A 25,629-nucleotide genomic window follows, 5' to 3' on the forward strand; every position below is an offset into this window, starting at 1 on the left:
GCCCTTCGGACTAAGGAGGTTTACTTAAGAGGCAAACCGAATTTCGGCCGGCCGGCCTTCGCCCTATCCATTTGACATCGATCATATCGGAACGAGGCGATTCCCATGCAGCACGCCACCCTCGAGCGCAGCCCTGCCCATCAGCGCCGGACCGCCGTTCTGACCCCCTTCCCGACCATCCGCGCCCCGCAGCCGGCTGCAACAGAGGCCGCCGCCGTCGCCGGGTTGCCGACCGCCCTGCTCGACCTGTTCGCCGGCACGGAGATGACAGTGCCGTTCGAGCGGAATTCCGAAATCTACGGCGAGGGCGAGCCGACCGATTATGTGCACTTCGTCGTGAGCGGCACGGTGCGCGTGTGCAAGCTGCTCGACGACGGGCGCCGCCAGATCGAAGCCTTCCACCGCCCGGGTGCCGTGTTCGGGCTTGAGATCGGCACCACCCACCGCTTCTCCGCCGAGGCCGTGACGCCGGTGACGCTGCGGCTGGTGCGGCGCAGCGTCGTCGTGGCGCTGGCCGCCCGCGATCCGGAAATCGCCCAGGCGCTGTGGACGCTGGCCGCGGGCGACCTGCAGCGTTCGCAGGACCATGTGCTGCTGCTCGGGCGCAAGACCGCCCAGGAGCGCGTCGCGAGCTTCCTCGGCGAACTGGCGAGCGGCGAGGCCGTCGACCTGCCGATGTCGCGCCAGGATATGGCCGATTATCTCGGCCTCACCATCGAGACGGTCTCGCGGACGCTGACACAGCTCGAAGGCAACGGTATCATCGCCTTCCGCAGCCCGCGCCGGATCGTGATCCGCAACCGGTCTGCCCTGCGCCGGCTGGACGGCTGAAAGCCCACCGCCGCATCGCTTCGGCCTCTCACCGCTCTGCGTGAAGGCCCGCTCGACGCGCCCGCGTTCGCGGCCCGCGTCACGACATCCCCCGGGGGAAGGTCCCCGAGGCGCGCCCCAAGTGTCGTGCTCGAAGTCAGTCGATCCTGCGTTCGTCAGCCTTGCGTCTGTTCGGAGTTCGCGGCCGGACACCTCTCCGGGCCGCTGTCCTGAAGCCGGAGCAGTTTCCGTTCGGATCGGGAAGATCCGAACGCGGAATATGCTCAAGCTCTTGAATCTGGAGCGATTTCTTCCGATCGGACGTCCGCTCGGAAGGTGCCAGGTCCAAAGGCTGGAGCGGGATGCTCCAGCGCCCCTCCGGACCACCGAGGTCCGCAGCCCGGAGCCGCCGCCATGATCACACCCGTCGCAAGCCCCTCCCCGATCTCCGCCACCTCCGCCCACGGCGTCACCGCCGCGCGGGCGGCGCTGCCGCAGGCGTTCCGGCGCATCCGGCTGGATCTCGCCCGGGAGAAGGGCCATCCCGAGGGCAGCAATTCCCACACCTACGCCTTCGTCGCGCCGCTCGACGTCAACGGGCACATCTCGCCCGAACTCTGGGCGGCGCACCGCGAGGTATGCCGCGCCGTCCGCAACCGCGACGGGGAACAATCCATCGGCCATCTCGTTCGCCGGCCGGGGGGAAGCTGGGCCTTCCGCTACCCCGCCGACGCGCATCTCGACGACGAGGCCGGCTACCACTTCGGCGACGAGCGGTTCCTCATCGGGGAATATGTCTCGATCCACGAACACGACGGCATGCACACCTTCCGCGTGATCGCCGTCGAACCGGTCTGAGCGCCGGGCGAACGTCGCCCGACCGACGCCGGCAACACGCCGGCCCCGACCGAAGCACCACCGCGCCGCGCGGACGTTTCGCGGCGCGCCTGAGACAGCGGCCGAGCCGCGCAAAACACGCATTCCTGGGAGCCTGCCATGACCGCCAAGATGAAAGCCGCGATCTTCGTCGAACCGGGCCGCATCGTGCTCGACGAGAAGCCGATCCCGGATGTCGGGCCGCAGGATGCGCTGATCCGCATCACCACCACCACGATCTGCGGAACCGACGTCCACATCCTGAAGGGCGAGTATCCGGTCGCGAGGGGCCTGACCATCGGCCACGAGCCGGTCGGCATCATCGAGAAGCTCGGCTCCGGCGTGACCGGGTTCCAGGAAGGCCAGCGCGTGATCGCCGGCGCGATCACCCCGAGCGGCCATTCGTTCGCCTGCCTGTGCGGCTGCTCCTCGCAGGACGGCCCCGGCACCCGCCACGGCTTCAAGGCCATGGGCGGCTGGAAGTTCGGCAACACCATCGACGGCACCCAGGCGGAATATGTGCTGGTGCCCGACGCGCTGGTGAACCTCAGCCCGGTGCCGGATCACCTGACGGACGAACAGGTGCTGATGTGTCCGGACATCATGTCTACCGGCTTCTCGGGCGCGGAATCGGGCGGCGTGCGCATCGGCGACACCGTGGTGGTGTTCGCGCTCGGCCCGATCGGGCTCTGCGCCGTCGCGGGCGCCAAGCTGATGGGGGCGACCACCATCATCGGCGTCGACACCGTGCCGAAGCGGATCGAGATCGCCCGCGCGCTCGGCGCCACCCACGTCGTCGATTTCAAGACCCACGATCCGGTCGAGGAGATCATGCGGCTGACGGACGGCCGCGGCGCCGACGTTTCCATCGAGGCGCTCGGCACCCAGAAGACGTTCGAGGCGGCCTTGAGGGTGCTGCGCCCCGGCGGCACGCTTTCGAGCCTCGGCGTCTATTCGTCCGACCTGACCATTCCGCTCGGCGCCTTCTCCGCCGGCCTCGGCGACAACCGCATCGTCACCACGCTCTGCCCGGGCGGCAAGGACCGGATGCGGCGGCTGATGGAAGTGGTGGCATCGGGCCGCGTCGACCTGAAGCCGCTCGTCACCCACCAGTTCAAGCTCGACGACATCGAGGCGGCCTACGACCTGTTCGCGCACCAGCGCGACGGCGTGCTGAAGGTCGCGATCAAGCCGTGAGACGGGGAACGGCGCGCCACCGGCGCCGTTCTGGCGCATGATGACGACGGGAACGCGGAAGATGGCGGACGATTCGAACCGTCGCCACCCGCGTTCCGGCGAGACGAAGACGCGAGCGTGTTTTCCGGCCGGGCGGCGGAACCCTCCGACGGAAGACCGCGCACCAGTTCCAAGAGCTTGAGCGTCTCGTTGTCGTTCGAGCGGACACGAGGGAGAACGGCGATGAACGTCGCTGACATCATGACCCGCGGCGTGATCGGGGTGACGCCGGAGACGACGGTGGCGGAAGCCGTGCGGCTGATGCTGGACAGCCGCATCAGCGGCCTTCCGGTGCTGGACGACGGCAAGCTCGTCGGCATCGTCACCGAAGGCGACCTGATCCGTCGCGCCGAGATCGGCACCGAGCGGCGGATGCCGTGGTGGCGCAGCATCCTCGCCGGCCCCGGCCGCGAGGCGGAGCGTTACGTCGCCACCCATGCCATCAAGATCGGCGACCTGATGACGACCGACGTCGACACCGTCGCGCCGGGCGAGCCGCTGAGCGACGCGGTCGAGGTGATGAACCGCCGCGCCATCAAGCGGCTGCCGGTGGTGGAAGACGGCAAGCTCGTCGGCATCGTCTCCCGCGCCGACCTGCTGCGCGCCCTGCTCGCCGCCTTCACCGAGCCGGCGCCGAACCCCCACAGCGATGCGGAGATCAAGGCCGCCGTGGTCGCCGAACTCGGCAGCCACCCCTGGGGCCGGGACGGCGTGATCGAGGTGAACGTCTCCAAGGGCGTGGTCGACCTGCAGGGCACCATCTTCGACGAACGGATCCGCACCGCGGCGCGCGTCGCGGCGGAAGGCGTGCCGGGCGTGACCCAGGTGACCGATCACCTCGTCTGGATCGAGCCGATGTCGGGCATCGTGATGCTGCCGCCGGACATCAAGAGCCCCTACGAGCGCTGAGCACGGGCGCGCGGCCGACGGCGGAGCCGGCCCGGTTCGGGGCCGGCTTTTTCGGAACAGCAGGGAGACGCCCGGCGATGGAAGCGATGGTCCTGACACGCCCGGGCCGGCCGCTCGTGCTGGAGCACCGGCCGGTGCCGGAACCCGGCGACGGCGAGATCCGCGTGCGGGTCGAAGCCTGCGCCGTCTGCCGGACCGACCTGCACGTGGTCGACGGCGACCTGCCGCACCCGGCGCTGCCGCTCGTTCCCGGCCATGAGATCGTCGGCATCGTGGAAGCCATCGGTCGCGGGGTGCACGGGCTTGCGCCCGGCCGGCGGGTCGGCATTCCCTGGCTCGGCCACACCTGCGGGCATTGCGCCTATTGCGACGACGGCCGCGAAAACCTGTGCGACACGCCGGTGTTCACCGGCTATGGCCGCGACGGCGGCTTCGCCACCCACGTCGTCGCCGACGCGGCGTTCTCCTTCCCGCTCGACGGCTTCGACGACCCCGTCGCCGCCGCGCCGCTGATGTGCGCGGGGCTGATCGGCTGGCGGTCGCTGAAGGCCGCCGGCCCCGGCAGGCGGATCGGGCTCTACGGCTTCGGCGCCGCCGCCCATATCCTGGCCCAGGTGCTGCGCCACCAGGGCCGCGAGGTCTATGCCTTCACCCGCGCCGGGGACACCGCAGCGCAGACGCTCGCGCTCTCGCTCGGCGCGGCGTGGGCGGGTGCGTCGGAGGACCTGCCGCCGGAGCCGCTCGATGCCGCCATCCTGTTCGCCCCGGTCGGGGAACTGGTGCCGCTGGCGCTGAAGGCGGTCGCCAAGGGCGGCCGCGTGGTGTGCGGCGGCATCCACATGAGCGACATCCCGTCGTTCCCCTACCGCATCCTCTGGGAGGAGCGCTCGATCGTGTCCGTCGCCAACCTCACCCGCGCCGACGCGACGGAATTCCTGTCGCTGGCGCCTTCGTTCGGTATCGAGATGACGACGACCATCTATCCGCTGGAACAGGCGAACGCCGCCCTCGACGACCTGCGCGCCGGCCGCTTCCAGGGCGCCGCCGTGCTCGTGCCCGGCGCGGCAGAGGCGGCAAAGTCATGAAGAAGGTCATCCTGATTCTGGTGGCGGCGGTGATCGTCGCGGGCGCGGCCGCCTTCGGCGTGCGCACCTGGATGGACCGCCGCGTGCTGCCGCCGGGCTTCGCCTCCGGCAACGGCCGCATCGAGGCGACCGAGATCGACATCGCGGCGAAATATCCCGCCCGCATCGCCACCATCAACGTGGAGGAAGGCGATCTGGTGCAGCCGGGCCAGGTGCTCGCCGAGCTCGACACCCGCGAACTCGCCGCCCAGCTCGCCGCCGCCGAGGCGCAGGTCGAGCAGGCGCGGCAGGCCTATGCCGAGACCGAGCACGTCATCGCCCAGCGCAAAACCGAGCTGCAGCTCGCCTCGACCGAATATGAGCGCAACCTCGTGCTGCTCGGCGGGCATTTCGTCTCGCAGCAGCGCGTCGACAACCTGCAATCGGTGCGGGACACCGCCCAGTCGGCGCTCGCCGCCGCCGAAAGCCGGCTGCTCAACAACGAGGCCGCGATCCGCAGCGCCGAGGCGACGGTCGCGCAGCTGAAGCAGCAGCTTGCCGACGGCGTTCTGACCTCCCCCCGGGTCGGACGCGTGCTGTTCCGCCTCGCCGAGCCCGGCGAGGTGGTGGGCGCCGGCGGCAAGGTGCTGACGGTGCTGGACCTTTCCAATATCTACATGACGATCTTCCTGCCGGCCTCGGCCGCGGGCGCGCTCGCCATCGGCACCGATGCCCGCATCGTGGTCGAGCCGCTGCCGGACCGCGCCATTCCCGGCAACGTCTCGTTCGTCAGCGCGAAGGCCCAGTTCACGCCGAAGCAGGTGGAGACGGCGGACGAGCGCAACCGCATGATGTTCCGCGTCAAGATCCGCGTGCCGCAATCGCTGGTCGAGAAGCACCTCGAACAGGTGAAGACCGGCGTGCCCGGCGTCGCCTATGTGAGGCTCGATCCGAAGGCGGCGTGGCCGGACTGGCTGCAATCGGACCTGACAGAGGACACCGCCGCGACGTCGGAGGGCAATCCCGGCAGCCGCACGCTGCCGCCGGCGGTGCTGGCCGTGCCGCCCGCGGACGGCGCGAAGGCGGAGGTGCCCGCTTCGGAACCGGCTCCGGCGCCCGCGCCGGCGCCGGCCCAGTAGCCGGCATGGACCGCAGCGGCCCTCCATGACAGCGCCAATCGCCGACCCACCCGACAGCGCGCGCGACGCGGACCGGCCCGCCGGCCCGCCGTCGGACGGCGGCGGCATCCGGGTCGCCAACGTCTCCCACGCCTACAAGACGGTGCACGCCCTCACCGACTTCTCGCTGGAGATGGAGGCCGGCGGCTCGCTCGCCATCGTCGGGCCGGACGGCGTCGGCAAGTCCACCCTGCTCGGCCTGATCGCGGGGGCGACGCGCATCCAGACGGGAACCGTCTCCGTGCTCGGCGCCGATCTCGCCCGGCGCGCGGAGCGCAACCGCGTCCAGCCGCGCATCGCCTTCATGCCCCAGGGGCTCGGCCGCAATCTCTACGCCAACCTGAGCGTCGTCGAGAACATCACCTTCTTCGCGCGCCTGTTCGGCCAGACGGGCGAGGCCGCCCGCGCGCGGGTGGAGCCGCTGCTCGCGGCGACCGGCCTCACCCCGTTCGCGGACCGGCTGATGCGCCGGCTTTCCGGCGGCATGAAGCAGAAGCTCGGGCTGTGCTGCGCGCTGGTGCACGACCCCGATCTCCTGATCCTCGACGAACCGACCACCGGCGTGGACCCGCTGTCCCGGCGCCAGTTCTGGGAGCTGATCGACGGCATCCGCGCCGCGCGCCCCGGCCTCGGCCTCGTGGTCGCGACCTCCGACATGGACGAGGCGATCCGCTTCCCCCGCGTCGTGATGATGGACGAAGGCCGCATTCTCGCCGACGGTACCCCGGCGGAGCTGCTTGCCCGCACCGGCAGCGACAGCCTGGAGCGCGCGTTCGTCTCGCTGCTGCCGGCGGAGAAGCGCGGACCCGACCGCACCGATTCCGCCGTCGCGCCCATCCCGGCGGATGCGCCCGTGGCGATCGAATCCCGCGGCCTGACCCGGCGGTTCGGGGATTTCGTCGCCGTCGACCATGTCAGCTTCTCGATCCGGCGGGGCGAGATCTTCGGCTTCCTCGGCTCCAACGGCTGCGGCAAGTCCACCACCATGAAGATGCTGACCGGGCTGCTGCCGGCAACCTCCGGCGAGGCGTTCCTGTTCGGCAGCCCGCTCGATGCCGGCGACATCGAGACCCGCCGCCGTGTCGGCTACATGTCGCAGAGCTTCTCGCTCTATGGCGAGCTGACCGTGCGCCAGAACCTGGAGCTCCACGCCGGCCTGTTCGACATCCGCGGCGCGGCGGCAGAGGCGCGCATCAAGCTGCTGGTGGAGAATTTCGGCCTCGGCGAGGACATCGATGCGCTGGCCGACAGCCTGCCGCTCGGCGTGCGGCAGCGGCTTTCGCTCGCAGTCGCGATCCTGCACGAGCCGGAGATCCTGATCCTCGACGAGCCGACCTCGGGCGTCGACCCGGTGGCGCGGGACCGGTTCTGGGACGACCTGCAGCTTTTGTCGCGGCGCGACGGCGTCACCATCTTCATCTCCACCCACTTCATGTCGGAAGCGGCACGCTGCGACCGCATCTCGTTCATGCATGCCGGCAAGGTGATCGCCACCGGCACGCCGGCCGAACTGCAGGAAGCCCAGCACGCGCCGAGCCTGGAAGAAGCCTTCATCGCCTACATGGAACTCGGCGGACGTTCCGCGGCCGCGACGCCGCCGCCCGCCGCCGCGACCGAGGCGCCGCCGCCGGCCAACCTGTCGCTGCTTCGGATCGCCGCCTATGCCGGCCGCGAGGCGGTGGAACTGACCCGCGACCGCGTGCGGATGGCGTTCGCCCTCGGCGGCACCGTGATCCTGATGCTGATCTTCGGCTTCGGCATCACCCTCGACGTCGACAACCTGCGCTTCGCCGTGCTCGACCGCGACGACACGCCGGAAAGCCGGGCGCTGATCGACGAATTCGCCCACTCGACCTATTTCATCGCCCAGCCCGCGCTGACGAGCCCGGCGGAACTGGAGCGGCGCCTGGTCGACAACGACATCGCGTTCGCGATCGAGATCCCGCCCTCGTTCGGCGCCGACCTGCGCGGCGGCCGCAGCACCGAAATCTCGGCCGCCATCGACGGCGCGATGCCGTTCCGCGCCGAAACCATCAAGTCCTACGTGCAGGCGGTCTATCAGCGCTTCCTCATGGACGCCGCCGAGACCGCCGGCAACACCGTCACCCAGGCGGCGACGGTGGAGATGCGCTATCGCTACAACCAGTCGTTCCGCAGCGTGGAAGCCATGGTGCCGGCCACCATCGCGCTTCTGCTGATCTTCATTCCGGCGATCCTGACGGCACTCGCCGTCGTCACGGAGAAGGAACTCGGCTCGATCACCAACCTCTACGTGACGCCGGTGACCAAGCTCGAATTCCTGCTCGGCAAGCAGTTGCCCTATGCGGCGGTCGCGTTCCTGAACTTCCTCATGCTCACGGTGATGGCGATGACCGTGTTCGGCGTGCCGCTCAAGGGCAGCTTCCTCGGCCTCGCCGTGTGCGCCGTGCTCTACGTGCTCGCCACGACGGCCATCGGACTGGTGTCGTCCGCGCTGACGCGCACCCAGGTGGCGGCGCTGTTCGGCACAGCCATCGGCACCATGGTGCCGGCGACCCAGTTCTCCGGCCTGATGCAGCCCGTCGCGACGCTGGAGGGCTCGGCCCGCATCATCGGCACCCTGTTCCCGACGACCTATTTCCTGCGCGCCAGCGTCGGCGCCTTCACCAAGGGACTGGACTTCGCGGCGCTGATGCCGTTCGCGCTGGCACTGACCGCGTTCTGGCCGGCGCTGCTTGCCATCGCCTTCGTGCTCCTGCGCAAACAGGGACGGTAAGCGATGCCGAACGCCTCTTCCCCCGCGCCCTCCTCATCCTCTCCTTCGCCCGCTCCCGCCCCGCGGCACAAGCGGCGGCGCCTCGCCAATATCGGCCTGCTGATGGGCAAGGAGTTCCAGAGCCTGCGGCGCGACTATTCGATGCTCGCCTTCGTGATCTATGCCTTCACGTTCGCGATCTACATCCAGGCGAACGGCATGTCGCACGACCTGCACCAGGCGCCGATCGCGGTGGTGGACAACGACCGCTCGACGCTTTCGGAGACGATCGTCGACGCGCTGCTGCCACCGCGCTTCCAGACGCCCGTCGCCATTTCCGCCGACGACATCGACCGCACCATGGACGATGCGCGCTACATCTTCGTGCTCGACATCCCGCCGGACTTCCAGTCCGACGTTCTCGCCGGCCGTTCACCGTCGATCCAGCTTCTGATCGATGCGACGGCGGTGATGCAGGCGGGTCTCGGGTCCGGCTATATCCAGGAAATCGTCAACGACGAGGTGACGCGGTTCGTCACCCGCAGCGACGGCGAGGCCGTGCCGCAGGTCGCGCTTTCGATCCGCATCTTCTTCAACCAGTCGCTGGAATCGTCGTGGTTCACCGGCGCCATGGGCCTCATCAACAACATCACCATGCTGTCGGTGCTGCTATCCGGGGCGGCGCTGATCCGCGAGCGCGAGCACGGCACGCTGGAGCATCTGCTCGTGCTGCCGGTCGGCCCGACCGAGATCATGCTCGGCAAGGTGTTCGCCAACGGGCTCGTCGTGCTCGGGCTGACGGCGGTCTCGATCCTGGGCGTGCTGCAGGGCCTGCTCGGCATGGAGATCGCCGGATCGGTGCTGCTGTTCCTGACCGGCGTGGCGCTCTACCTGTTCTTCACGGCGGCGCTCGGCATCTTCCTCGGCACCATCGCCGGGACGATGCCGCAATTCGGCCTGTTGTTCTTCCTCGTCGTGCTGCCGATGAACATGCTGTCGGGCGGCTTCACGCCGCTGGAAAGCATGCCGCACTGGCTGCAGGTCGGGATGCAGGTATCGCCCTCGACGCAGTTCGTCGCGCTGTCGCAGGCGATCCTCTATCGCGGCGCCGGGCTCGACGTGGTGTGGCCCCGCTTCCTCGCGGTCGGCGCCATCGGGCTCCTGTTCTATCTCGTCAGCCTGAAGCGCTTCCGCCACTTCCTCGCCGCCCAGCAATAGGGCGTGCCCCGTCCCGCGCTTTCGCGGGCGCGGAGCCGGCAGGATTCGGTCGGACAGGCTTGGGGCGGATCATTCCGCCCCGTGCGGCGTTCAGCGTTCAGCGCGGGCGAACACCTCCATCAGCTCCGCGATCTTGGCGCGCTGCTCCTCGGCATCGCCGCTGCGGATCGCGTGCTCGACGCAATGGCCGACGTGATCGCGCAGCACCTCGTCCTCGACGCGGCGCATGGCGGCGCGAACCGCGGCGATCTGGGTGAGGATGTCGATGCAGTAGCGGTCATCCTCGACCATGCGCGCGATGCCGCGCACCTGGCCTTCGATGCGCTTGAGGCGCTTCAGCACGGAGGATTTCGCTTCGGTTCTCATGCTTGCCAGATACCCCATGAGGGTATATTGGTCAAGCGGATCAGATACCCCCCGGGGGAATACCGCAAGGAGCACCGACATGACCGCAGAGACCGAGAACGGACGTTCTCCGGCAGGCGAGCATCCGGCATCGCGAACCGGCACCCCGAGCGGACACCCTGACCGGCACGCGGCACCTGCCGCCGGCGAGCCGCACGGCGAGGCATGCTGTTCCGGCCCGCCGGCCCTGACCCTGCCGACGGCGCGCAAGGCCGCGACGGAGCCGAAGGCCTGCTGCCACGGAGACCACGATCATGGTGCGCCGGCGCAGAAGCCGGCGCCGGAGGCGGCGTGCTGCCATGGCGATCATCCGCATGGCCATCACCATCACGCCGCGCCCTCGTCCGGAGCCACGGTAAAGGACCCGGTGTGCGGCATGGACGTCGATCCGGCGACCTCGAAACATCGCTTCGAGCACGGCGGCACGCTCTACCATTTCTGTTCCGCCGGCTGCCGCACCAAGTTCGCCGCCGATCCGGCGCGCTATCTCGGCCCGGCGCCGGCCGCGGAACCGGTGCCGGAAGGCACGATCTTCACCTGCCCGATGCACCCGGAGATCCGCCAGATCGGCCCGGGCTCCTGCCCGATCTGCGGCATGGCGCTGGAGCCTGCCGTCGTCACGGCGGACAGCGGGCCGAACCCGGAACTCGCCGACATGACGCGGCGGCTGTGGATCGGCCTCGCGCTGACGGTGCCGGTGTTCGCCCTGGAGATGGGCGGCCACCTCATCGACCTGCACGGCCTGATCGCGCAGCAGACATCGAACTGGGTGCAGCTCGTGCTGGCGACGCCGGTGGTGCTGTGGGCCGGCTGGCCGTTCTTCGAGCGCGGCGCCCGCTCGCTCGTCACCCGCAACCTCAACATGTTCACGCTGATCGCCATCGGCACCGGGGTCGCGTGGGTCTACAGCGTCGCCGCAACGTTCATTCCGGGGCTGTTTCCCGCCGCCGTGCGCGGCCATGACGGCGCCGTTCCGGTCTATTTCGAGGCCGCCGCCGTGATCACCGTGCTGGTGCTGGTGGGCCAGGTGCTGGAACTGAAGGCGCGCGACCGCACGTCCGGCGCGATCCGGGCGCTGATGGATCTGGCGCCGAAGACCGCGCGCCGCGTGCGGGCGGACGGTTCCGACGAGGAGGTCTCGCTCGATCTCGTCGGCGTCGGCGACCGGCTGCGCGTGCGACCGGGCGAGAAGGTGCCCGTCGACGGCAGCGTGTCCGAAGGCCGCGGCACGGTGGACGAATCCATGGTGACCGGCGAATCCCTGCCGGTCGGCAAGGAGCCGGGCGCGAAGGTGGTGGGCGGCTCGCTCAATGCCACCGGCAGCTTCGTCATGGTGGCGGAGGCGGTCGGCCGCGACACCATGCTGTCGCGCATCGTGCAGATGGTGGCCGAGGCCCAGCGCAGCCGCGCGCCGATCCAGGCGCTCGCCGACCGGGTGGCCGGCTGGTTCGTGCCGGCGGTGCTCGCCGTCGCGGCGCTCGCCTTCGCGGTGTGGATGATGTTCGGGCCGGAGCCGCGGTTCGCGTTCGCGATGCTGGCGGCCGTTTCCGTCGTCATCATCGCCTGCCCGTGCGCGCTCGGCCTCGCAACGCCGATGTCGATCATGGTCGGCATCGGCCGCGGTGCCGAGGCGGGCGTGCTGATCCGCGATGCCGAGGCGCTGGAGCGGCTGGAGCGCGTCGACACCCTCGTGGTCGACAAGACCGGAACGCTGACCGAGGGCCGGCCGAGCGTGACGGCTGTTCATGCCGGGCCGATCGGAGAGGCCGAACTGATCCGCCTCGCCGCGAGCCTCGAACGCGCCAGCGAGCATCCGCTTGCCGCGGCGATCGTGCGCGATGCCGAGGCGCGCGGGCTGGCGCTGGCGACCCCGGAGGCGTTCGACAGCCCGCCCGGCAAGGGCGCCACCGGCATGGTGGAGGGCCGCAAGGTGGCCATCGGCAATGCCGGCTTCCTCGCCGAACTCGGCATCGATGCCGGGGCGTTCGGCGCGGCGGCCGAGGCCGAGCGCCGCAACGGCGCGACTGCCGTGTTCGTTGCCGTCGGCGGCGCGGCCGCAGGCGCCATCGCCATCGCCGACCCGGTGAAGGCGACGACGCCGGCCGCGCTGAAGGCGCTGGCGGCCGACGGGCTGCGGATCGTGATGCTGACCGGCGACAACCGCACCACCGCCGAGGCGGTGGCGCGCGGGCTGGGCCTGACCGAGGTGGAGGCCGAGGTGCTGCCGGAGCGCAAGAGCGCCGTGGTCGCCCGCCTCAAGGCGGAAGGCCGCGTGGTGGCGATGGCCGGCGACGGCACCAACGACGCGCCCGCGCTCGCCGCCGCCGATGTCGGCATCGCCATGGGCACCGGCACCGACGTCGCCATGGAAAGCGCCGGCGTGACGCTGGTGAAGGGCGATCTCGGCGGCATCGTGCGGGCGCGGCGGCTGTCGAAGGCCGCCATGGCCAACATCCGCCAGAACCTGTTCTTCGCCTTCATCTACAACGCCGCCGGCGTGCCGATCGCGGCGGGGCTGCTCTATCCGGTGTTCGGGCTGATGCTGTCGCCCGTGGTGGCGGCGGCGGCGATGGCGCTGTCGTCCGTCAGCGTCATCGGCAACGCGCTGCGCCTGCGCGCGGCGCGGCTTTCCTGATCCGCCCGTCCGTCGAACTCAGGGCGCTGCGACCGGTGCGCCTTCAACAGGGAGCGTTCGTCATGCCGTTCCACCCCACCCGCCGCGGTTTCCTCGCCGGCGCGGGCGCCTTCGCCGCCGCCGGCCTGCTGCCGGCCTTCGCCCGCACGGCGCTGGCTGCGCCGGCCGGCACGTTCGAACTCGTCGCCGAAAGCCGGGTGATCGACGTCGACGGCAAGGCGGCGACCGTGTTCGGCGTCGCCGGCCCCGGCGGCCGGCAGGGCGTGGTGCTCGAACCCGGCGAGCGCTTCTCCGCCATTCTCCGCAACCGCCTGGGCACGGCGACCATCGTGCACTGGCACGGCCAGACGCCGCCGCCGGAACAGGACGGCGTGGCCTCGACCGGTTACGTCTCGCCGATCCTCGACGGCGAAAGCGCGACCTACGACTTCGCGCCACGGCCCGGCACGCACTGGATGCACTCGCACCAGGGCCTGCAGGAGCAGCGGCTGCTGGCGGCGCCGCTGATCGTGCGCACGCCGGACGACGCGGCGATGGACGCCCAGGAGGTCGTGGTGATGCTGCACGATTTCAGCTTCCGCGACCCGGAGGAGATCCTCGCCGGGCTGACCGGGATGGCGGCGGGCGGGGGCATGCAGGGCCATGACATGCAGAGCGGTGGCATGCAAGGCATGGACATGCCGGGCATGGATCACGGCTCCATGAATAGCGGCTCCATGAACCATGGCTCGATGGATCAAGGGAGCATGGATCACGCCGGCATGGCCGGGATGGAGGGGATGGGCGGCTCGGGAGCGGCCGGCCATGCCATGCCGGGCATGGACCACGGCGCCGCCGACCTCAACGACATCCGATATGACGCCTTCCTCGCCAACGACCGCACCCTGTCCGACCCCGAAATCGTCAGGGTGGAGCGCAACGGCAAGGTCCGCCTGCGGGTGATCAACGGCGCCACCGCCAGCAATTTCTGGCTCGACCTCGGCGCCCTCACCGGCACGCTGATCGCCGTCGACGGCAACGAGGTCGTTCCGCTCGAGGCAAGCCGGTTCCCGCTCGCCATGGCCCAGCGCCTCGACATCGTCGTCACCGTCAAGGACGGCGCCTTCCCGATCCTCGCGCAGCTCGAAGGCGCGACCGCGCGCACCGGCATCGTGCTGGCGACGCCGGGCGCCGCCGTGCCGAAGGTGCCGGGCGAGGCCGAGAAGCCCGTGCCGGCGGTCGATCTCTCGCTCGAAGGCCGGCTGCGGGCGCTCTACCCGCTCGGCGACGCGGCGGCGGACATCCGCCACGACGTGGAACTCGGCGGTTCGATGATGCCGTTCCGCTGGACGATGGACGGACGCGTGTGGTCGAACCGCAAGATGCTGCCCGTGCGCGGCGGCAAGCGCATCGTGATCGGCTTCACCAACCCGTCGCCGATGTCGCACCCGATGCACCTGCACGGCCACCATTTCCAGGTGGTGGAGATCGATGGCCGGGCTGTCGCCGGGGCGGTGCGCGACACGGTGCTGGTGATGCCCGGCGGCTCGGTGCGCGTCGCCTTCGACGCCGACAATCCCGGCCGGTGGCTGATCCACTGCCACAACCTCTACCACATGGTGACGGGGATGATGACGGAGGTGGTCTACGAGGATGCGTGACGCAACTATCGGGCGGGGCGCGTTCGTGCCGAACCGATGGCGGCGGATAACGAACGGGCTTAAGACGGACGGGGCCGATGCCGCTCCAGAGGCACCGGCGCCATCCGGAGAATGACATGACGGCCACTCCCGCCCTGCGCACGCTCTATCCCGAAATCGAGCCCTACGACACGGGCATGCTCGATGTCGGCGACGGCCACAGCCTCTATTGGGAACTCTGCGGCAATCCCGCCGGCAAGCCCGTGGTGTTCCTCCACGGCGGGCCGGGCGCCGGCTGCTCGCCGCATCACCGCCGGCTGTTCGATCCCGCGCGCTACCGGATCCTGCTGTTCGACCAGCGCGGCTGCGGGCGCTCGAAGCCCCACGCGAACCTCGACGCCAACACGACGTGGGACCTCGTCGCCGACATCGAGCGGCTGCGGGAGATGATCGGCGTCGAGCGCTGGCAGGTGTTCGGCGGCTCGTGGGGCTCGTGCCTCGCCCTCGCCTATGCCGAGACGCACCCCGAGCGGGTGACGGAGCTGGTGCTGCGGGGCATCTTCACGCTCAGGCGCGCCGAGCTCGAATGGTATTATCAGGAGGGCGCGTCCTGGATCTTCCCGGATCTCTGGGAAGGCTTCCTCGCCCCGATCCCCGAGGCCGAGCGCGGCGACATGATGGCCGCCTACCGCCGCCGCCTCGTCGGCGACGATCCGGCCGTGCGCCTCGCCGCGGCCAAGGCGTGGAGCCTTTGGGAGGGCTCGACCATCACGCTGCTGCCGAAGCCGAGCACCACCGGCCAGTTCGAGGAGGACGAGTTCGCCCTCGCCTTCGCGCGGATCGAGAACCATTATTTCGTCCATGCCGGCTTCATGGACGAGGGCCAGCTCCTGCGCGACGCCCACAAGCTCAAGGGCATTCCGGGCGTGATCGTGCAGGGGCGCTACGACATGGCCTGCCCGACGAAGACCGCGCACGACCTGCACCGCGCCTGGCCGGAAGCGGACTATCACCTCATCGACGATGCCGGCCACGCCTACGACGAGCCGGGCATCCTCGACGTGCTGATCCGCACCACCGACCGCTTCGCCGGCTGAGCCACGGTCCCGGACGCCGGATCAGCCTCCGGCGTCCATCGATCCCGGCGCATCAGTCTCCGCGCCTCAATCCCAGCGCCATGGGCCGGCGGCGGCAATGCCCTTGTCGACGTCGGCCGGCAGCATGTCCTTGATGAAGGCCGTCATCCAGGCATCGTCGAGCCCTTCGGAGTGGGCGATGGTCGCCCACTTCACGGCCTCGATCGAATTCTGCGGCACGCCCTGGCCGATGGCGTAGAGCCGGGCGAGACGCACCATCGCCACCGGATTGCCGGCGTTCGCCGCCCGGCGGAACCAGTCCGCCGCCGCCTTCGGGTCGGGGTCGAGACCCACGCCGTTGAACAGGCGGATGGCATATTCGATCTGGGCATCGACGTGGCCGTTGCGCGCGGCGCGGCCATACCAGAACGAGGCGAGGCCCTGATTCTCCGGCTTGCCGTTGCCGGTGGCGTACATCACGGCGATGGCATATTGCGCATCGGCGTTGTTGTCATCCGCCGCCGACTGGAACAGCTCCGCCGCCTTCGCGGTGTCGCGCGGTCGCGCCTTGCCTTCGAGATAGAGCACGCCGAGATTGTAGGCGGCCTCCAGATGGCCGTTCTTCGCCGCGCGCTCGAACAGCCGCGCCGCCCCGGCCTCGTCCTTCGGCCCACCCTCGCCGGCGAGCAGCATCAGCGCCAGCAGATAATCCGCCTCGCGCGAGCCGGCTTCGGAGGCGACCTGATACCAGCCGCGCGCCTTCTCGGGATTGCGCTCGACGCCGTAGCCGTTCTCGTACATCAGGCCGAGCAGCACCTGCGCCGCCTTGTCGCCGGCCGCCGCCGTGTGGGTGGCAATGCCGAACGCCTGAAGATAGTAGCCGGCGCTGAACGCCTCGTAGGCGATATCCGGCGGCCCGCTCGGCCGGGCGGTCGCGCGCGCTTCCTCGTGCGCGGCCTTGCCGCTCGCCTGGGGCGACTCGGGGCGTGCCAGCGGCATCGCCGGTGGCGCCGCGGGCGCAACAGGAGAGGCATCCGATGCGGCTGCCGGGGGCAGCGACGCTTCCTGCGCGGGCGGGATCGACGACGGCTCGGCCGGGGCGAGCGGAACCGCGCCCGGCCCGGCCGGCGCGGCGGACGCCCCGGGCGCGGCAGCATCGGGTGACGGCAAGGGCCCGCCCGGAGCAGACGGTGTGGACCGGCGCGCCGCCGCCGCGGCGAGCGCTTCGCGCAAGGCGGCGCGTCTCTCGGCCGCCTCCTTCGATTTCGGATCCGTGGGCCACGCGCCCATCTGTTCCGACGGTGACAGAGGATCGCCCGGGCTGCCCGGCGCGACATCCGCCGTCGCGCCCTGCCCCGCCGTCACCGCCTGCCCGGCGGCCGCCGGCGTGTCGCCCGGTGCGGGGGGTGCCCCGGGCAGCGGCAGCGGCGTTCCGGCCTTCGCATTGAGCGTGCGGATCGGGGCGGAAAGCCCCTTGGCATTGCGGTCCTGCTGGAAGCTGTCGAACGCGGGCACGTCCTGCGGCGGCGCCACGACGCGCGCGGCCTTCGACGGCTCGACACCGGCTTCCGGCGGAGCATCCGGCAACGGCTTGCGCTCGCCCTGGAGGGTTTTCATCCCATCTTCCGGCGTAACATTGGGCGAGCCTGCGGCTGCGCCGACGGGCGGTGCGGCGTCCGGCGACGCTGTATCGGGCGATGCCGGTGCCGATGTCTCGCGCCCAACGGCGGGCGCCGGGGCGGACGGAGGAGCGGCGGCGGACCCCGCGCCCTCGCGTGCCTGAGGCGCGCCGGCGGCGGGTGCCGGTTCGGTCCCCGAAGGCTGCACCGCCGTCTCGGGGGACGTCTGCTCCGATGGCGACTCGGTGGGCATCGACGGCGAAGGAATGGACGGCGCGGGCGGCATCACCGTGGGAAGCAGTTCCGGCGCGGCCTGCGGCGCCGGAGCACCATCGGCCGAAGGCGCCACGGGGGACGCGCCGGACGTCGAAGAAGGGGGAGACGAGGAAGCCGGGGTCTCCGGCGGGCCGCTGCCCTCTGCCGGCACGGAAGACGGGGCGGCGCCCTTCGAGGCTGGCGGCTCGTCGGCGGTGGCCGGCGGCTCGGCCGTCGTCGTGGAAGGCGGTGCCGCCCCGGCCTCATCGCCGGCCGGCGATGACGGCTGCGGAGCAAGCGGCTCAGGCGCGGCCGAAGCCGCATCCGGCAATGCGGCAGGGCGCGCGGGCTCGGCGGCATCCGGCGATGCGGGCGACGGCGCGGTCGTGCCGGTTGCCGCAGCGTCCGCGCCGCCGGCCGGGGCCGCTTCGGTCGCGGGAGCGGTCGTGTCCGTCGTCGTGGGGGCCGCCGTCGCCGGCATGGCGGGCGTATTCCCGGCCGCGGCGGGGGTTTCGGGCGCGGGTGCCGCCGTGACCGGCGCCGCCGGGGCGGCGCTTTCAGCCGTGGCGGGCGCGGTGGCGGCGGAGCCGGATGGCGCGGGCGTTGCAGGCGCGGCGGCTTGTGCCGGCGCCTCAGTCGCGGGCACGGCGGTGGCGGGCGCAACGGTCTGCGCCGGCGTTTCGGCCGTGGCGCCCTGAGCGGGTGTCGGGGAAGAGGACGGGGTCGTGGCGGGCGCGGAACCGCTTGGCGCCGGCTCGGCGGGGCGAGCCTCCGGCATGTCGGCGGGTGTGGCGGCTTCAGCCGGCGCGCTCGCGGGCGGAGGCGTCACGGTTTCGGACGAACCGGTCTTCGCCGCCTCGGGCGCGGCCGGCGCGGGGCTCGCATCTGCCTTTGCCGGCGCCTCTGCCTTCGTCGGCGCATCTGCCTTCGAAGGCGTTTGGGCCGCGCCGTCGCCGGCGGGCGCCGGTTCCTGCGGCATGTCCTGTTCGAGGCGGCGGATGGCATCGCCGAGGGGATCGTCGGCCGCATGGGCCGGCACGCCGACCAGCGACAGCGCGACCGCGAGGGTCGCGAGCCGCGCCGGGGCGCGCACGCCGCCGGCCCTTGCGGCACGGCAACCCACGCGATCGGCCTCGATTTCAGGCAGGGGACGTTCCATCGGCACTGGCGAAGACCGCATCGATCAACCTGTTGGCCTCGGCGACCGCGGCGCGCGGTCCCTCCGGGTGGGACCAGACCGCCTCGCGCACCGCGATGAAGTCCGCCCCTGTTTCAGCCACGTCGGCGACCGATGCCAGGCTGGTGCCCGCCAGGGCAACGCATGGAATCTCGAACACCTCCGCCCACCATTCGGCAAAGGCGAGGGTCTTCGGATGCACCTCCTCGCCGGGGGCGAGGTCGAGCAGCCCGAAGAACACGTAGTCGCAGCCATCCTCCGCCGCCGACATGGCGTCGTGGCGGTCGCGGATGTTGCCGACGCCGACGATCTGGTCGGGATGAAAGCGCTCGATTGCGGCACGAATATCGCGGGCCGCCAAATCCTCGTGCTCTTCCTCGCCGCCGTCGCGCCGTCCGGAAAACTGCATGTGCACGCCGTCGGCCTTCGCACGGCCGGCGGCGCGGGTGTCTTCCACCACGATCGCGGCGGCGCCCGCGCCCTGGGCGAGCGGCGCCAGCCGCTCGGCAAGGCGCTGGTAGGCGGCCTCGTCGCTGCCGGTGGCGGAGATCAGCACCGCCGCCACGTCGCCGCCCGCGAGGGCCTCGGCAAGGGCCGCAGCCGCCGCTTCCGGCTCCGCGGCCGGATCCGTCACCAGGAACAGGCGGGACCGCACGCGCTCCGGCTCACGCGGCCGGCCGTCTGCGGTGGATTTGGGCGCGCCCGCGGCGCGCCCTTTCTTCTTCTGGGAGGACTTGCTCACGCCGCCTGGCGCTCCTCGGCCGGGGTCCACTTGCCGTTGCCGGCGAGCCAGTTCATGCGGGCGCGGTGATTGAAGGCCTTGTGGGCCGCCGGCACGTTGGCGTCCTTGCCGTCCCACGCCTTCAGCGCCGCCGCCTGCAGCGCGCGGCCATAGGAGAACGTGATCTTCCAGGGATGCGGTCCGAGCTCGTTGATCAGCGACAGGTGCTGGGTGGCGAGTTCGTCAGACTGGCCGCCGGAGAGGAAGGCGATACCGGGAACGGCGACGGGCACGGTGGCCTTGAACAGCTTCACGGTGAGTTCCGCGACCTGCTCCGGGCTCGCCTGCACCGGCGACTTCTGGCCGGGAACGACCATGTTCGGCTTCAGGATGGTGCCTTCGAGGTCGACGCGGGCGATGAACAGTTCCTCGAACAGGAGCTTCAGCGTCTGCTCGGTCACGGCATAGCAGGTGTCGATGTCGTGGGACGAGTTCGGGCCGTCCATCAGCACTTCCGGCTCGACGATCGGAACGATGCCGGCTTCCTGGCAGAGCGCGGCGTAGCGGGCGAGCGCCTGGACGTTGGCCCGCAGCGCGCCGTAGGTCGGCAGGCCGTCGGCGATGTCGACCACCGCTCGCCACTTCGAGAAGCGGGCGCCGAGGCCGTAATAGGTCTTGAGGCGCTCGCGCAGGCCGTCGAGGCCTTCGGTCACCTTCTCGCCGGGGAAGCCGGGCAGCGGCTTGGCGCCCTTGTCGACCTTGATGCCGGGAATGGAGCCGGCCTTGCGGATCAGGTCGACGAGCGGCGTGCCGTCGCGAGCCGCCTGATGGATGGTCTCGTCATACAGGATCACGCCTGAGATGTACTTGGTCATCGCCTCGTCGGCGGTGAACAGCATCTCGCGATAGTCGCGACGCGAATCGGCGGTCGATTCCAGGCCGATCGTGTCGAACCGCTTCTTGATCGTGTCGGAGCTTTCGTCCGCGGCAAGCAGGCCCTTGCCGTCCGCGACCATGGCGGCCGCAATGTCCGCGAGGCGTTCAGTCATCGTTCCAATCCCATCCAGCGTCATCTTCAACCCGCGAAGGCGGCCCGCCGGCCACCCCCGCATCGAAAACCGTTCCCGCATCAGCGATGCGCGGCGCGTTGCGGTCGCATGAACCCCCGCGACCGGAAAGCGCTGCGGATCGCACCCTGCCCGCCGCGCCGCGAGAAGGCGGCGGCGGGCGGCGTCGTCACGCCTTCAGCGCTTCGACGCCCGGCAGCGGCTTGCCTTCCATCCACTCCAGGAACGCGCCGCCGGCGGTCGAGATATAGGAGAACGAACCTGCGACACCCGCATGATGGAGCGCCGCGACGGTGTCGCCGCCGCCGGCGATCGAAACAAGGCTGCCGGCTTTGGTCAGTTCCGCCGCCTTCTTCGCCACCGCGACGGTGCCGCGATCGAACGGCGTCAGTTCGAACGCGCCCAGAGGGCCGTTCCAGACCAGCGTCTTCGCCTGTTCGAGCGCGGCGGAGACCGCCGCCACCGACTTTGGCCCGACATCGAGGATCATGCCGTTTGCCGGCACAGCGTCGAGCGCCACGACGCTGTTCGGGGCGTTGGCGGCGAAGGCCTCGGCCACCACCGCGTCGTCGGGCAGCACGATCCGGCAGCCGGCCGCATCCGCCGCCTTGACGATCCGCCGCGCGGTGTCGGCGAGGTCGTGCTCGCACAGCGACTTGCCGACATCGATGCCGCGGGCCGCGAGGAAGGTGTTCGCCATGCCGCCGCCGATCACCAGGATGTCGACCTTGGCGACGAGGTTCTCCAGGAGGTCGATCTTGGAGGAGACCTTGGCGCCGCCGACGATGGCCGCGACCGGGCGGGTGGGCGAGCCGAGCGCCTTGTCGAGCGCGTCGAGTTCGGCCTGCATCGAGCGGCCGGCGAAGGCCGGCAGCACGTGAGCGAGGCCTTCGGTGGAGGCGTGGGCGCGGTGGGCGGCGGAGAACGCATCGTTGACGTAGAGGTCGCCGTTCGCCGCCAGCGCCTTGACGAAATCGGGGTCGTTGCCTTCCTCGCCGGCGTAGAAGCGGGTGTTCTCCAGGAGGAGCACGTCGCCCGGCACCATGTTGTCGACCGCGGCCTTCGCGGTCTCGCCGATGCAGTCGCCGGCAAACGCCACCGGGCGGCCGAGATCCTTCGCCAGCGCCGGCACCACGGCCTCCAGCGACTGCGAGGCGTCGCGCTTGCCCTTCGGGCGGCCGAAATGGGCGAGCAGGATCACCTTGGCGCCCTTGTCCGAAAGCTCCGCGATGGTCGGCACCACCGCGCGGATGCGGGTGTCGTCGGACACGGCGCCGTCCTTGAACGGCACGTTGAGGTCGACGCGCACCAGCACGCGCTTCGCGTTCGCGTCGATGTCGTCGAGGGTGCGGAACTTGGCCATCGGGTTCTTCCGGGTGTGACGGGGCTGTCGGCTGCGTGCAGAAAAGCCGGCGGGCGCCCGGTTTTGGCCGGGCGCCCGCGCGGTCGTCAGATCAGCTTCGCGAGGGCGACGGCGGTGTCGCTCATGCGGTTCGAGAAGCCCCACTCGTTGTCGTACCAGGACAGGACGCGGACGAGCGTGCCGTCGAGCACCTTGGTCTGGTCGATGGCGAAGGTGGACGAGTGCGGGTCGTGGTTGAAGTCGATCGAGACGTTCGGGGCGGTGGTGTAGCCGAGCACGCCCTTCAGCGGGCCTTCGGCCGCCGCCTTGATCGCCGCGTTGATCTCGTCCTTCGTGGTCGCGCGCTTGGCGACGAACTTGAAGTCCACCACTGACACGTTCGGGGTCGGCACGCGGATCGAGACGCCGTCGAGCTTGCCGTTGAGTTCCGGCAGCACCAGGCCGACGGCCTTCGCGGCGCCGGTGGAGGTGGGGATCATCGACAGGGCCGCCGCGCGGGCGCGGTAGAGGTCCTTGTGCATCTGGTCCAGCGTCGGCTGGTCGTTGGTGTAGGAGTGGATCGTCGTCATGAAGCCGTGCTCGATGCCGACGGCGTCGTTCAGCACCTTGGCGACCGGCGCCAGGCAGTTGGTGGTGCACGAGGCGTTGGAGATGACGAGGTGGTCCTTCGTCAGCTTGTCGTGGTTCACGCCGTAGACGACGGTCAGGTCGGCGCCGTCGGCAGGGGCGGAGACGATCACGCGCTTGGCGCCGGCTTCAAGGTGCGCCGCCGCCTTGTCGCGGGCGGTGAAGATGCCGGTGCACTCGAGCGCGATGTCGACGCCGAGCTCACGGTGCGGCAGTTCGGCCGGGTTGCGCACGGCCGTCACCTTGATGGGGCCGCGGCCGGCATCGATGGTGTCGCCGGAAACCGTCACCGTGTGGGGGAAGCGGCCGTGCACGGAATCGAAGCGCAGCAGGTGGGCGTTCGTCTCGACCGGGCCGAGGTCGTTGATGGCGACCACCTCGATGTCGGTCCGGCCCGACTCGACGATCGCGCGCAGCACGTTGCGCCCGATGCGCCCGAAACCGTTGATCGCAACTTTTACAGCCATGGCGTCTCTCCGTCCTTTGGTCTCGCTTCGCCATCGGGACGCATCCCGCGGCGGTTCCATCCGGTCTCCGGCGATCCGCGGCGCGGACCGTCGCCCTGAAGCTCGTCCGCCCGCCGGACGCGGGCGCCCCCAAAAATCGCCGCGCGAGGCCGCGCGCGCATCCTTTGGCCTCAACCGACCCGTTCGTCGAGGCGTTTCCTCGCCGCATCGGCCACGGCGGCGGCCGTGATGCCGAAATGACGGTAGAGCACCCCGGCCGGCGCGCTCGCACCGAAGCCGGTCATGCCGACGAACAGGCCGTCGTCGCCGATCAGCCGATCCCAGCCGAGGCGGACCGCCGCCTCGATCCCGACCTTCACCGGCGCGTCGCCGACCACCTCGCGCCGCCGCTCCGCCGACTGGCGTTCGAACAGCTCGAACGAGGGCACCGAGACGACGCGGGCGGGAATGCCCTCCGCATCGAGCAGCTCCTTCGCCGCGACCGCGACCGCGACCTCCGAGCCGGTGGCGAACAGCGACACCAGCGCCTCGCCCGCGGCCGGCCGCAGCTCGTAGGCGCCGCGGGCCGACAGGTTGGCCGGTTCGTGCACCGTGCGCAAGGCCGGCAGCGCCTGCCGCGACAGGGCGAGCACGCTCGGCCCCGTGCGGTTCTCCAGCGCGATCTGCCAGCACTCCGCGGTTTCCACCGCATCGGCCGGGCGCAGCACCAGCATGTTCGGGATCGCCCTGAGGCCGGCGAGCTGCTCGACCGGCTGATGGGTCGGCCCGTCCTCGCCGAGGCCGATGGAATCGTGGGTCATGACGTGGACGACGCGCAGGCGCATCAGCGCGGCGAGCCGCAGCGCCGGCTTGCAATAGTCGGAGAACGCCAGAAACGTTCCCGAATAGGGAATGACGCCGCCGTGGAGCACCATGCCGTTCATCGCCGCGGCCATGGCGTGTTCGCGCACGCCCCAATGGACGTAGCGCCCGCCGAAGTGCCCCGGCGAGATCGCCGTCATGTTGCGCGTCAGGGTGTTGTTGGAGCCGGTGAGGTCCGCCGAGCCGCCCACGGTTTCCGGCACGAAGGCGTTGATCACCTCGAGCACCGCCTCGGAGGCCTTGCGGGTGGCGATCGCCGTCCGGTCGGCGGCGAGCCGCTTGCGGAACCCCCCGAGCGCCTCGTCGAAGCCAGGCGGAAGCTGCCCCCGCATCCGCCGGTCGAACTCGCCGCGCTCCTCGGCGGAGAGCGCGCGGTAGCGCTTCTCCCACTCCTTGCGGGCATGCACCGAGCGCAGGCCGGCGATGCGCCAGAGGTCGCGGATCTCGGCGGGAATGTCGAACGGCGTCTCGCTCGCCCAGCCATAGGCGTGGCGGGCGCCCAGCGCCTCCTTCGGCCCGAGCGGGGCGCCGTGCGCCGCGGCCGAGCCGGACTTGGTCGGCGCGCCGAACCCGATGGTGGTGCGGCAGGCGATCAGGCTCGGCCGGTCGCTCGTCCGCGCCCGCTCCAGCGCGGCGAAGATCGCCTCCGGATCGTGGCCGTCGATGCGGCACGCGCTCCAGCCGGCGCTTTCGAAGCGGGCGAGCATGTCGCCGGAGACCGCGAGCGAGGCCGGCCCGTCGATGGAGACGCCATTGTCGTCCCACAGCAGCGTGAGCCGCGACAGCCGGAGATGGCCGGCGAGCGCGATCGCCTCCTGGGCGACGCCCTCCATCAGGTCGCCGTCCGAGGCGAGCACGTAGGTGCGGTGGTCGACGAGATCGTTGCCGAAACGGGCGTTCATCATGCGCTCGGCGAGCGCCATGCCGACCGCCATCGCGACGCCCTGACCGAGCGGGCCGGTGGTGGCCTCGATGCCGGCGCCGTGGCCGAATTCGGGATGGCCCGCCGCCGGGGAACCGAGCTGGCGGAAGGTCTTCAGCGTGTCGAGCGGAAAATCCTCGTAGCCGACGAGGTGCAGCAGCCCGTAGAGCAGCGCAGAGCCGTGGCCGGCGGACAGGACGAAGCGGTCGCGATCTGGCCAGCGCGGCGCCGTCGGGTCGAACGCCAGCACATGAGAGAACAGCACCGATGCGACATCGGCCGCCCCCATCGGCAGCCCGGGATGGCCGCAGCCGGCCGCCTCCACCGCATCGATCGCCAGAACGCGGGCGGCGGCGGCCATGAGGGAGTGCTTTTCGCTGTCGATCATGCGCCTTCGAGACCAGACCGCCTGACGGGGCCGCCCAAGGCTGCACTCCGCGAACGCGAGGGTCCCGGATGGCAGCGTTCGAGCGGTCGAAGACGGAGACCACCCCGTCCGGCCTTCCCAACCCCGCGGCGACCGTTTGAACACCAACGGCTCAAAGCATAGGCACCGGGCGGGTTGCCGGAAACGCCCCCTGCAATATCAGGTCGGAGGCGCCAGTCAACGCAACCGCACCCCGAAATCTCCCGCCCGACCGCTCTTAATTCTGGCGCCGCCACATTGTTCGCGTCCGGCTTCTTGCGGAAATGCGGGAAAAAGCCCTATGATTGTGCAGCGCACAATGGGAAGGCCGGTCGCGACGTTTCTTCTCCCGCCCGGGAGAGCGAAGCAAAGTGGCAGCGTTTG

At 70.7% G+C, this 25,629-nt stretch carries 19 protein-coding genes; 12 read left to right on the plus strand and 7 right to left on the minus strand.

Annotation, left to right across the window (positions count from 1 at the left end; genetic code table 11):
• Positions 1 to 105 precede the first annotated feature (105 nt).
• The 8 genes from BUF17_RS04705 to BUF17_RS04740 all read left to right on the plus strand — a co-directional run bounded on the left by BUF17_RS04705 (position 106) and on the right by BUF17_RS04740 (position 10,025).
• Positions 106 to 831, plus strand: coding sequence for a helix-turn-helix domain-containing protein (locus BUF17_RS04705; protein ID WP_073626165.1), 726 nt, complete (start codon positions 106 to 108; stop codon positions 829 to 831).
• A 393-nt stretch (positions 832 to 1,224) separates the two neighbouring features.
• Entirely contained in the window at positions 1,225 to 1,668 is a 444-nt protein-coding gene (locus BUF17_RS04710) for a hypothetical protein (protein WP_244530762.1), read from the plus strand.
• 138 nt (positions 1,669 to 1,806) lie between these two features.
• On the plus strand, positions 1,807 to 2,883 hold the full coding sequence (locus tag BUF17_RS04715; RefSeq protein WP_073626167.1) for an NAD(P)-dependent alcohol dehydrogenase: 1,077 nt from the start codon (positions 1,807 to 1,809) through the stop codon (positions 2,881 to 2,883).
• A gap of 222 nt (positions 2,884 to 3,105) precedes the next feature.
• Positions 3,106 to 3,831 carry a CBS domain-containing protein gene (locus BUF17_RS04720; protein WP_073626169.1) on the plus strand — a complete coding sequence of 242 codons (726 nt, stop codon included), beginning with the start codon at positions 3,106 to 3,108 and terminating at the stop codon, positions 3,829 to 3,831.
• 77 nt (positions 3,832 to 3,908) lie between these two features.
• Positions 3,909 to 4,916 carry a zinc-dependent alcohol dehydrogenase family protein gene (locus tag BUF17_RS04725; RefSeq protein WP_073626171.1) on the plus strand — a complete coding sequence of 336 codons (1,008 nt, stop codon included), beginning with the start codon at positions 3,909 to 3,911 and terminating at the stop codon, positions 4,914 to 4,916.
• Positions 4,913 to 6,034, plus strand: coding sequence for an HlyD family secretion protein (locus BUF17_RS04730; protein ID WP_073626173.1), 1,122 nt, complete (start codon positions 4,913 to 4,915; stop codon positions 6,032 to 6,034). Before BUF17_RS04725 ends, BUF17_RS04730 begins: the two co-directional genes overlap by 4 nt.
• Before the next feature lie 25 nt (positions 6,035 to 6,059).
• Complete coding sequence (rbbA, locus tag BUF17_RS04735) at positions 6,060 to 8,828, plus strand: ribosome-associated ATPase/putative transporter RbbA (protein WP_084564030.1); 2,769 nt, start codon at positions 6,060 to 6,062, stop codon at positions 8,826 to 8,828.
• Positions 8,829 to 8,831: 3 nt separating this feature from the next.
• A complete protein-coding gene (locus BUF17_RS04740) occupies positions 8,832 to 10,025 on the plus strand; it encodes an ABC transporter permease (RefSeq protein ID WP_084564033.1) in 1,194 nt (397 codons plus the stop codon).
• Positions 10,026 to 10,115: 90 nt separating this feature from the next.
• Here the strand turns inward: BUF17_RS04740 and BUF17_RS04745 are convergent, their stop codons facing one another.
• Positions 10,116 to 10,391 carry a metal-sensitive transcriptional regulator gene (locus BUF17_RS04745; RefSeq protein ID WP_073627097.1) on the minus strand — a complete coding sequence of 92 codons (276 nt, stop codon included), beginning with the start codon at positions 10,389 to 10,391 and terminating at the stop codon, positions 10,116 to 10,118.
• A gap of 79 nt (positions 10,392 to 10,470) precedes the next feature.
• Between BUF17_RS04745 and BUF17_RS04750 the strand changes: the two genes are divergently transcribed.
• The 3 genes from BUF17_RS04750 (at position 10,471) to pip (ending at position 15,781) form a co-directional block, all read left to right on the plus strand.
• On the plus strand, positions 10,471 to 13,065 hold the full coding sequence (locus BUF17_RS04750) for a heavy metal translocating P-type ATPase (protein WP_084564035.1): 2,595 nt from the start codon (positions 10,471 to 10,473) through the stop codon (positions 13,063 to 13,065).
• 62 nt (positions 13,066 to 13,127) lie between these two features.
• Positions 13,128 to 14,705 (plus strand): multicopper oxidase family protein, encoded by a 1,578-nt coding sequence (locus BUF17_RS04755; protein WP_073626177.1) that lies wholly within the window; start codon positions 13,128 to 13,130, stop codon positions 14,703 to 14,705.
• A 116-nt stretch (positions 14,706 to 14,821) separates the two neighbouring features.
• Positions 14,822 to 15,781, plus strand: a complete 960-nt coding sequence (gene pip / locus BUF17_RS04760; protein WP_073627101.1) for a prolyl aminopeptidase — start codon at positions 14,822 to 14,824, stop codon at positions 15,779 to 15,781.
• 66 nt (positions 15,782 to 15,847) lie between these two features.
• On the opposite strand, the gene BUF17_RS04765 is transcribed toward pip, so the two are convergent.
• A complete protein-coding gene (locus BUF17_RS04765; RefSeq protein ID WP_073626180.1) occupies positions 15,848 to 17,377 on the minus strand; it encodes a tetratricopeptide repeat protein in 1,530 nt (509 codons plus the stop codon).
• Positions 17,378 to 17,624: 247 nt separating this feature from the next.
• Here BUF17_RS04765 and BUF17_RS04770 point away from each other — a divergent pair, with 247 nt between their 5' ends.
• Entirely contained in the window at positions 17,625 to 18,332 is a 708-nt protein-coding gene (locus BUF17_RS04770; protein ID WP_073626182.1) for a hypothetical protein, read from the plus strand.
• 441 nt (positions 18,333 to 18,773) lie between these two features.
• Here BUF17_RS04770 and BUF17_RS04775 read toward each other — a convergent pair whose 3' ends face one another.
• From BUF17_RS04775 to tkt, 5 genes are all read right to left on the minus strand, one after another.
• Positions 18,774 to 19,553, minus strand: coding sequence for a thiamine phosphate synthase (locus tag BUF17_RS04775; RefSeq protein WP_244530763.1), 780 nt, complete (start codon positions 19,551 to 19,553; stop codon positions 18,774 to 18,776).
• Positions 19,550 to 20,581 carry a class I fructose-bisphosphate aldolase gene (locus BUF17_RS04780; protein WP_073626185.1) on the minus strand — a complete coding sequence of 344 codons (1,032 nt, stop codon included), beginning with the start codon at positions 20,579 to 20,581 and terminating at the stop codon, positions 19,550 to 19,552. Before BUF17_RS04780 ends, BUF17_RS04775 begins: the two co-directional genes overlap by 4 nt.
• 187 nt (positions 20,582 to 20,768) lie before the next feature.
• Positions 20,769 to 21,962, minus strand: coding sequence for a phosphoglycerate kinase (locus BUF17_RS04785; RefSeq protein ID WP_073626187.1), 1,194 nt, complete (start codon positions 21,960 to 21,962; stop codon positions 20,769 to 20,771).
• Between the two features lie 86 nt (positions 21,963 to 22,048).
• The gene (gene gap / locus BUF17_RS04790) at positions 22,049 to 23,056 is read right to left on the minus strand and encodes a type I glyceraldehyde-3-phosphate dehydrogenase (RefSeq protein WP_073626189.1); all 1,008 of its coding nucleotides are present in this window, start codon (positions 23,054 to 23,056) and stop codon (positions 22,049 to 22,051) included.
• Positions 23,057 to 23,226: 170 nt separating this feature from the next.
• On the minus strand, positions 23,227 to 25,227 hold the full coding sequence (tkt, locus tag BUF17_RS04795) for a transketolase (protein ID WP_073626191.1): 2,001 nt from the start codon (positions 25,225 to 25,227) through the stop codon (positions 23,227 to 23,229).
• Positions 25,228 to 25,629: the final 402 nt, after the last annotated feature.

It is taken from the genome of Pseudoxanthobacter soli DSM 19599, from assembly GCF_900148505.1.
Lineage (GTDB): Bacteria > Pseudomonadota > Alphaproteobacteria > Rhizobiales > Segnochrobactraceae > Pseudoxanthobacter > Pseudoxanthobacter soli.

Bases quoted from the DNA above. Each gene is read 5' to 3' on its own strand.
- BUF17_RS04705 (WP_073626165.1), top strand. From the start codon at position 106: ATGCAGCACGCCACCCTCGAGCGCAGCCCTGCCCATCAGCGCCGGACC.
- BUF17_RS04710 (WP_244530762.1), top strand. From the start codon at position 1,225: ATGATCACACCCGTCGCAAGCCCCTCCCCGATCTCCGCCACCTCCGCC.
- BUF17_RS04715 (WP_073626167.1), top strand. From the start codon at position 1,807: ATGACCGCCAAGATGAAAGCCGCGATCTTCGTCGAACCGGGCCGCATC.
- BUF17_RS04720 (WP_073626169.1), top strand. From the start codon at position 3,106: ATGAACGTCGCTGACATCATGACCCGCGGCGTGATCGGGGTGACGCCG.
- BUF17_RS04725 (WP_073626171.1), top strand. From the start codon at position 3,909: ATGGAAGCGATGGTCCTGACACGCCCGGGCCGGCCGCTCGTGCTGGAG.
- BUF17_RS04730 (WP_073626173.1), top strand. From the start codon at position 4,913: ATGAAGAAGGTCATCCTGATTCTGGTGGCGGCGGTGATCGTCGCGGGC.
- rbbA (WP_084564030.1), top strand. From the start codon at position 6,060: ATGACAGCGCCAATCGCCGACCCACCCGACAGCGCGCGCGACGCGGAC.
- BUF17_RS04740 (WP_084564033.1), top strand. From the start codon at position 8,832: ATGCCGAACGCCTCTTCCCCCGCGCCCTCCTCATCCTCTCCTTCGCCC.
- BUF17_RS04745 (WP_073627097.1), bottom strand. From the start codon at position 10,391: ATGAGAACCGAAGCGAAATCCTCCGTGCTGAAGCGCCTCAAGCGCATC.
- BUF17_RS04750 (WP_084564035.1), top strand. From the start codon at position 10,471: ATGACCGCAGAGACCGAGAACGGACGTTCTCCGGCAGGCGAGCATCCG.
- BUF17_RS04755 (WP_073626177.1), top strand. From the start codon at position 13,128: ATGCCGTTCCACCCCACCCGCCGCGGTTTCCTCGCCGGCGCGGGCGCC.
- pip (WP_073627101.1), top strand. From the start codon at position 14,822: ATGACGGCCACTCCCGCCCTGCGCACGCTCTATCCCGAAATCGAGCCC.
- BUF17_RS04765 (WP_073626180.1), bottom strand. From the start codon at position 17,377: ATGAAAACCCTCCAGGGCGAGCGCAAGCCGTTGCCGGATGCTCCGCCG.
- BUF17_RS04780 (WP_073626185.1), bottom strand. From the start codon at position 20,581: ATGACTGAACGCCTCGCGGACATTGCGGCCGCCATGGTCGCGGACGGC.
- BUF17_RS04785 (WP_073626187.1), bottom strand. From the start codon at position 21,962: ATGGCCAAGTTCCGCACCCTCGACGACATCGACGCGAACGCGAAGCGC.
- gap (WP_073626189.1), bottom strand. From the start codon at position 23,056: ATGGCTGTAAAAGTTGCGATCAACGGTTTCGGGCGCATCGGGCGCAAC.
- tkt (WP_073626191.1), bottom strand. From the start codon at position 25,227: ATGATCGACAGCGAAAAGCACTCCCTCATGGCCGCCGCCGCCCGCGTT.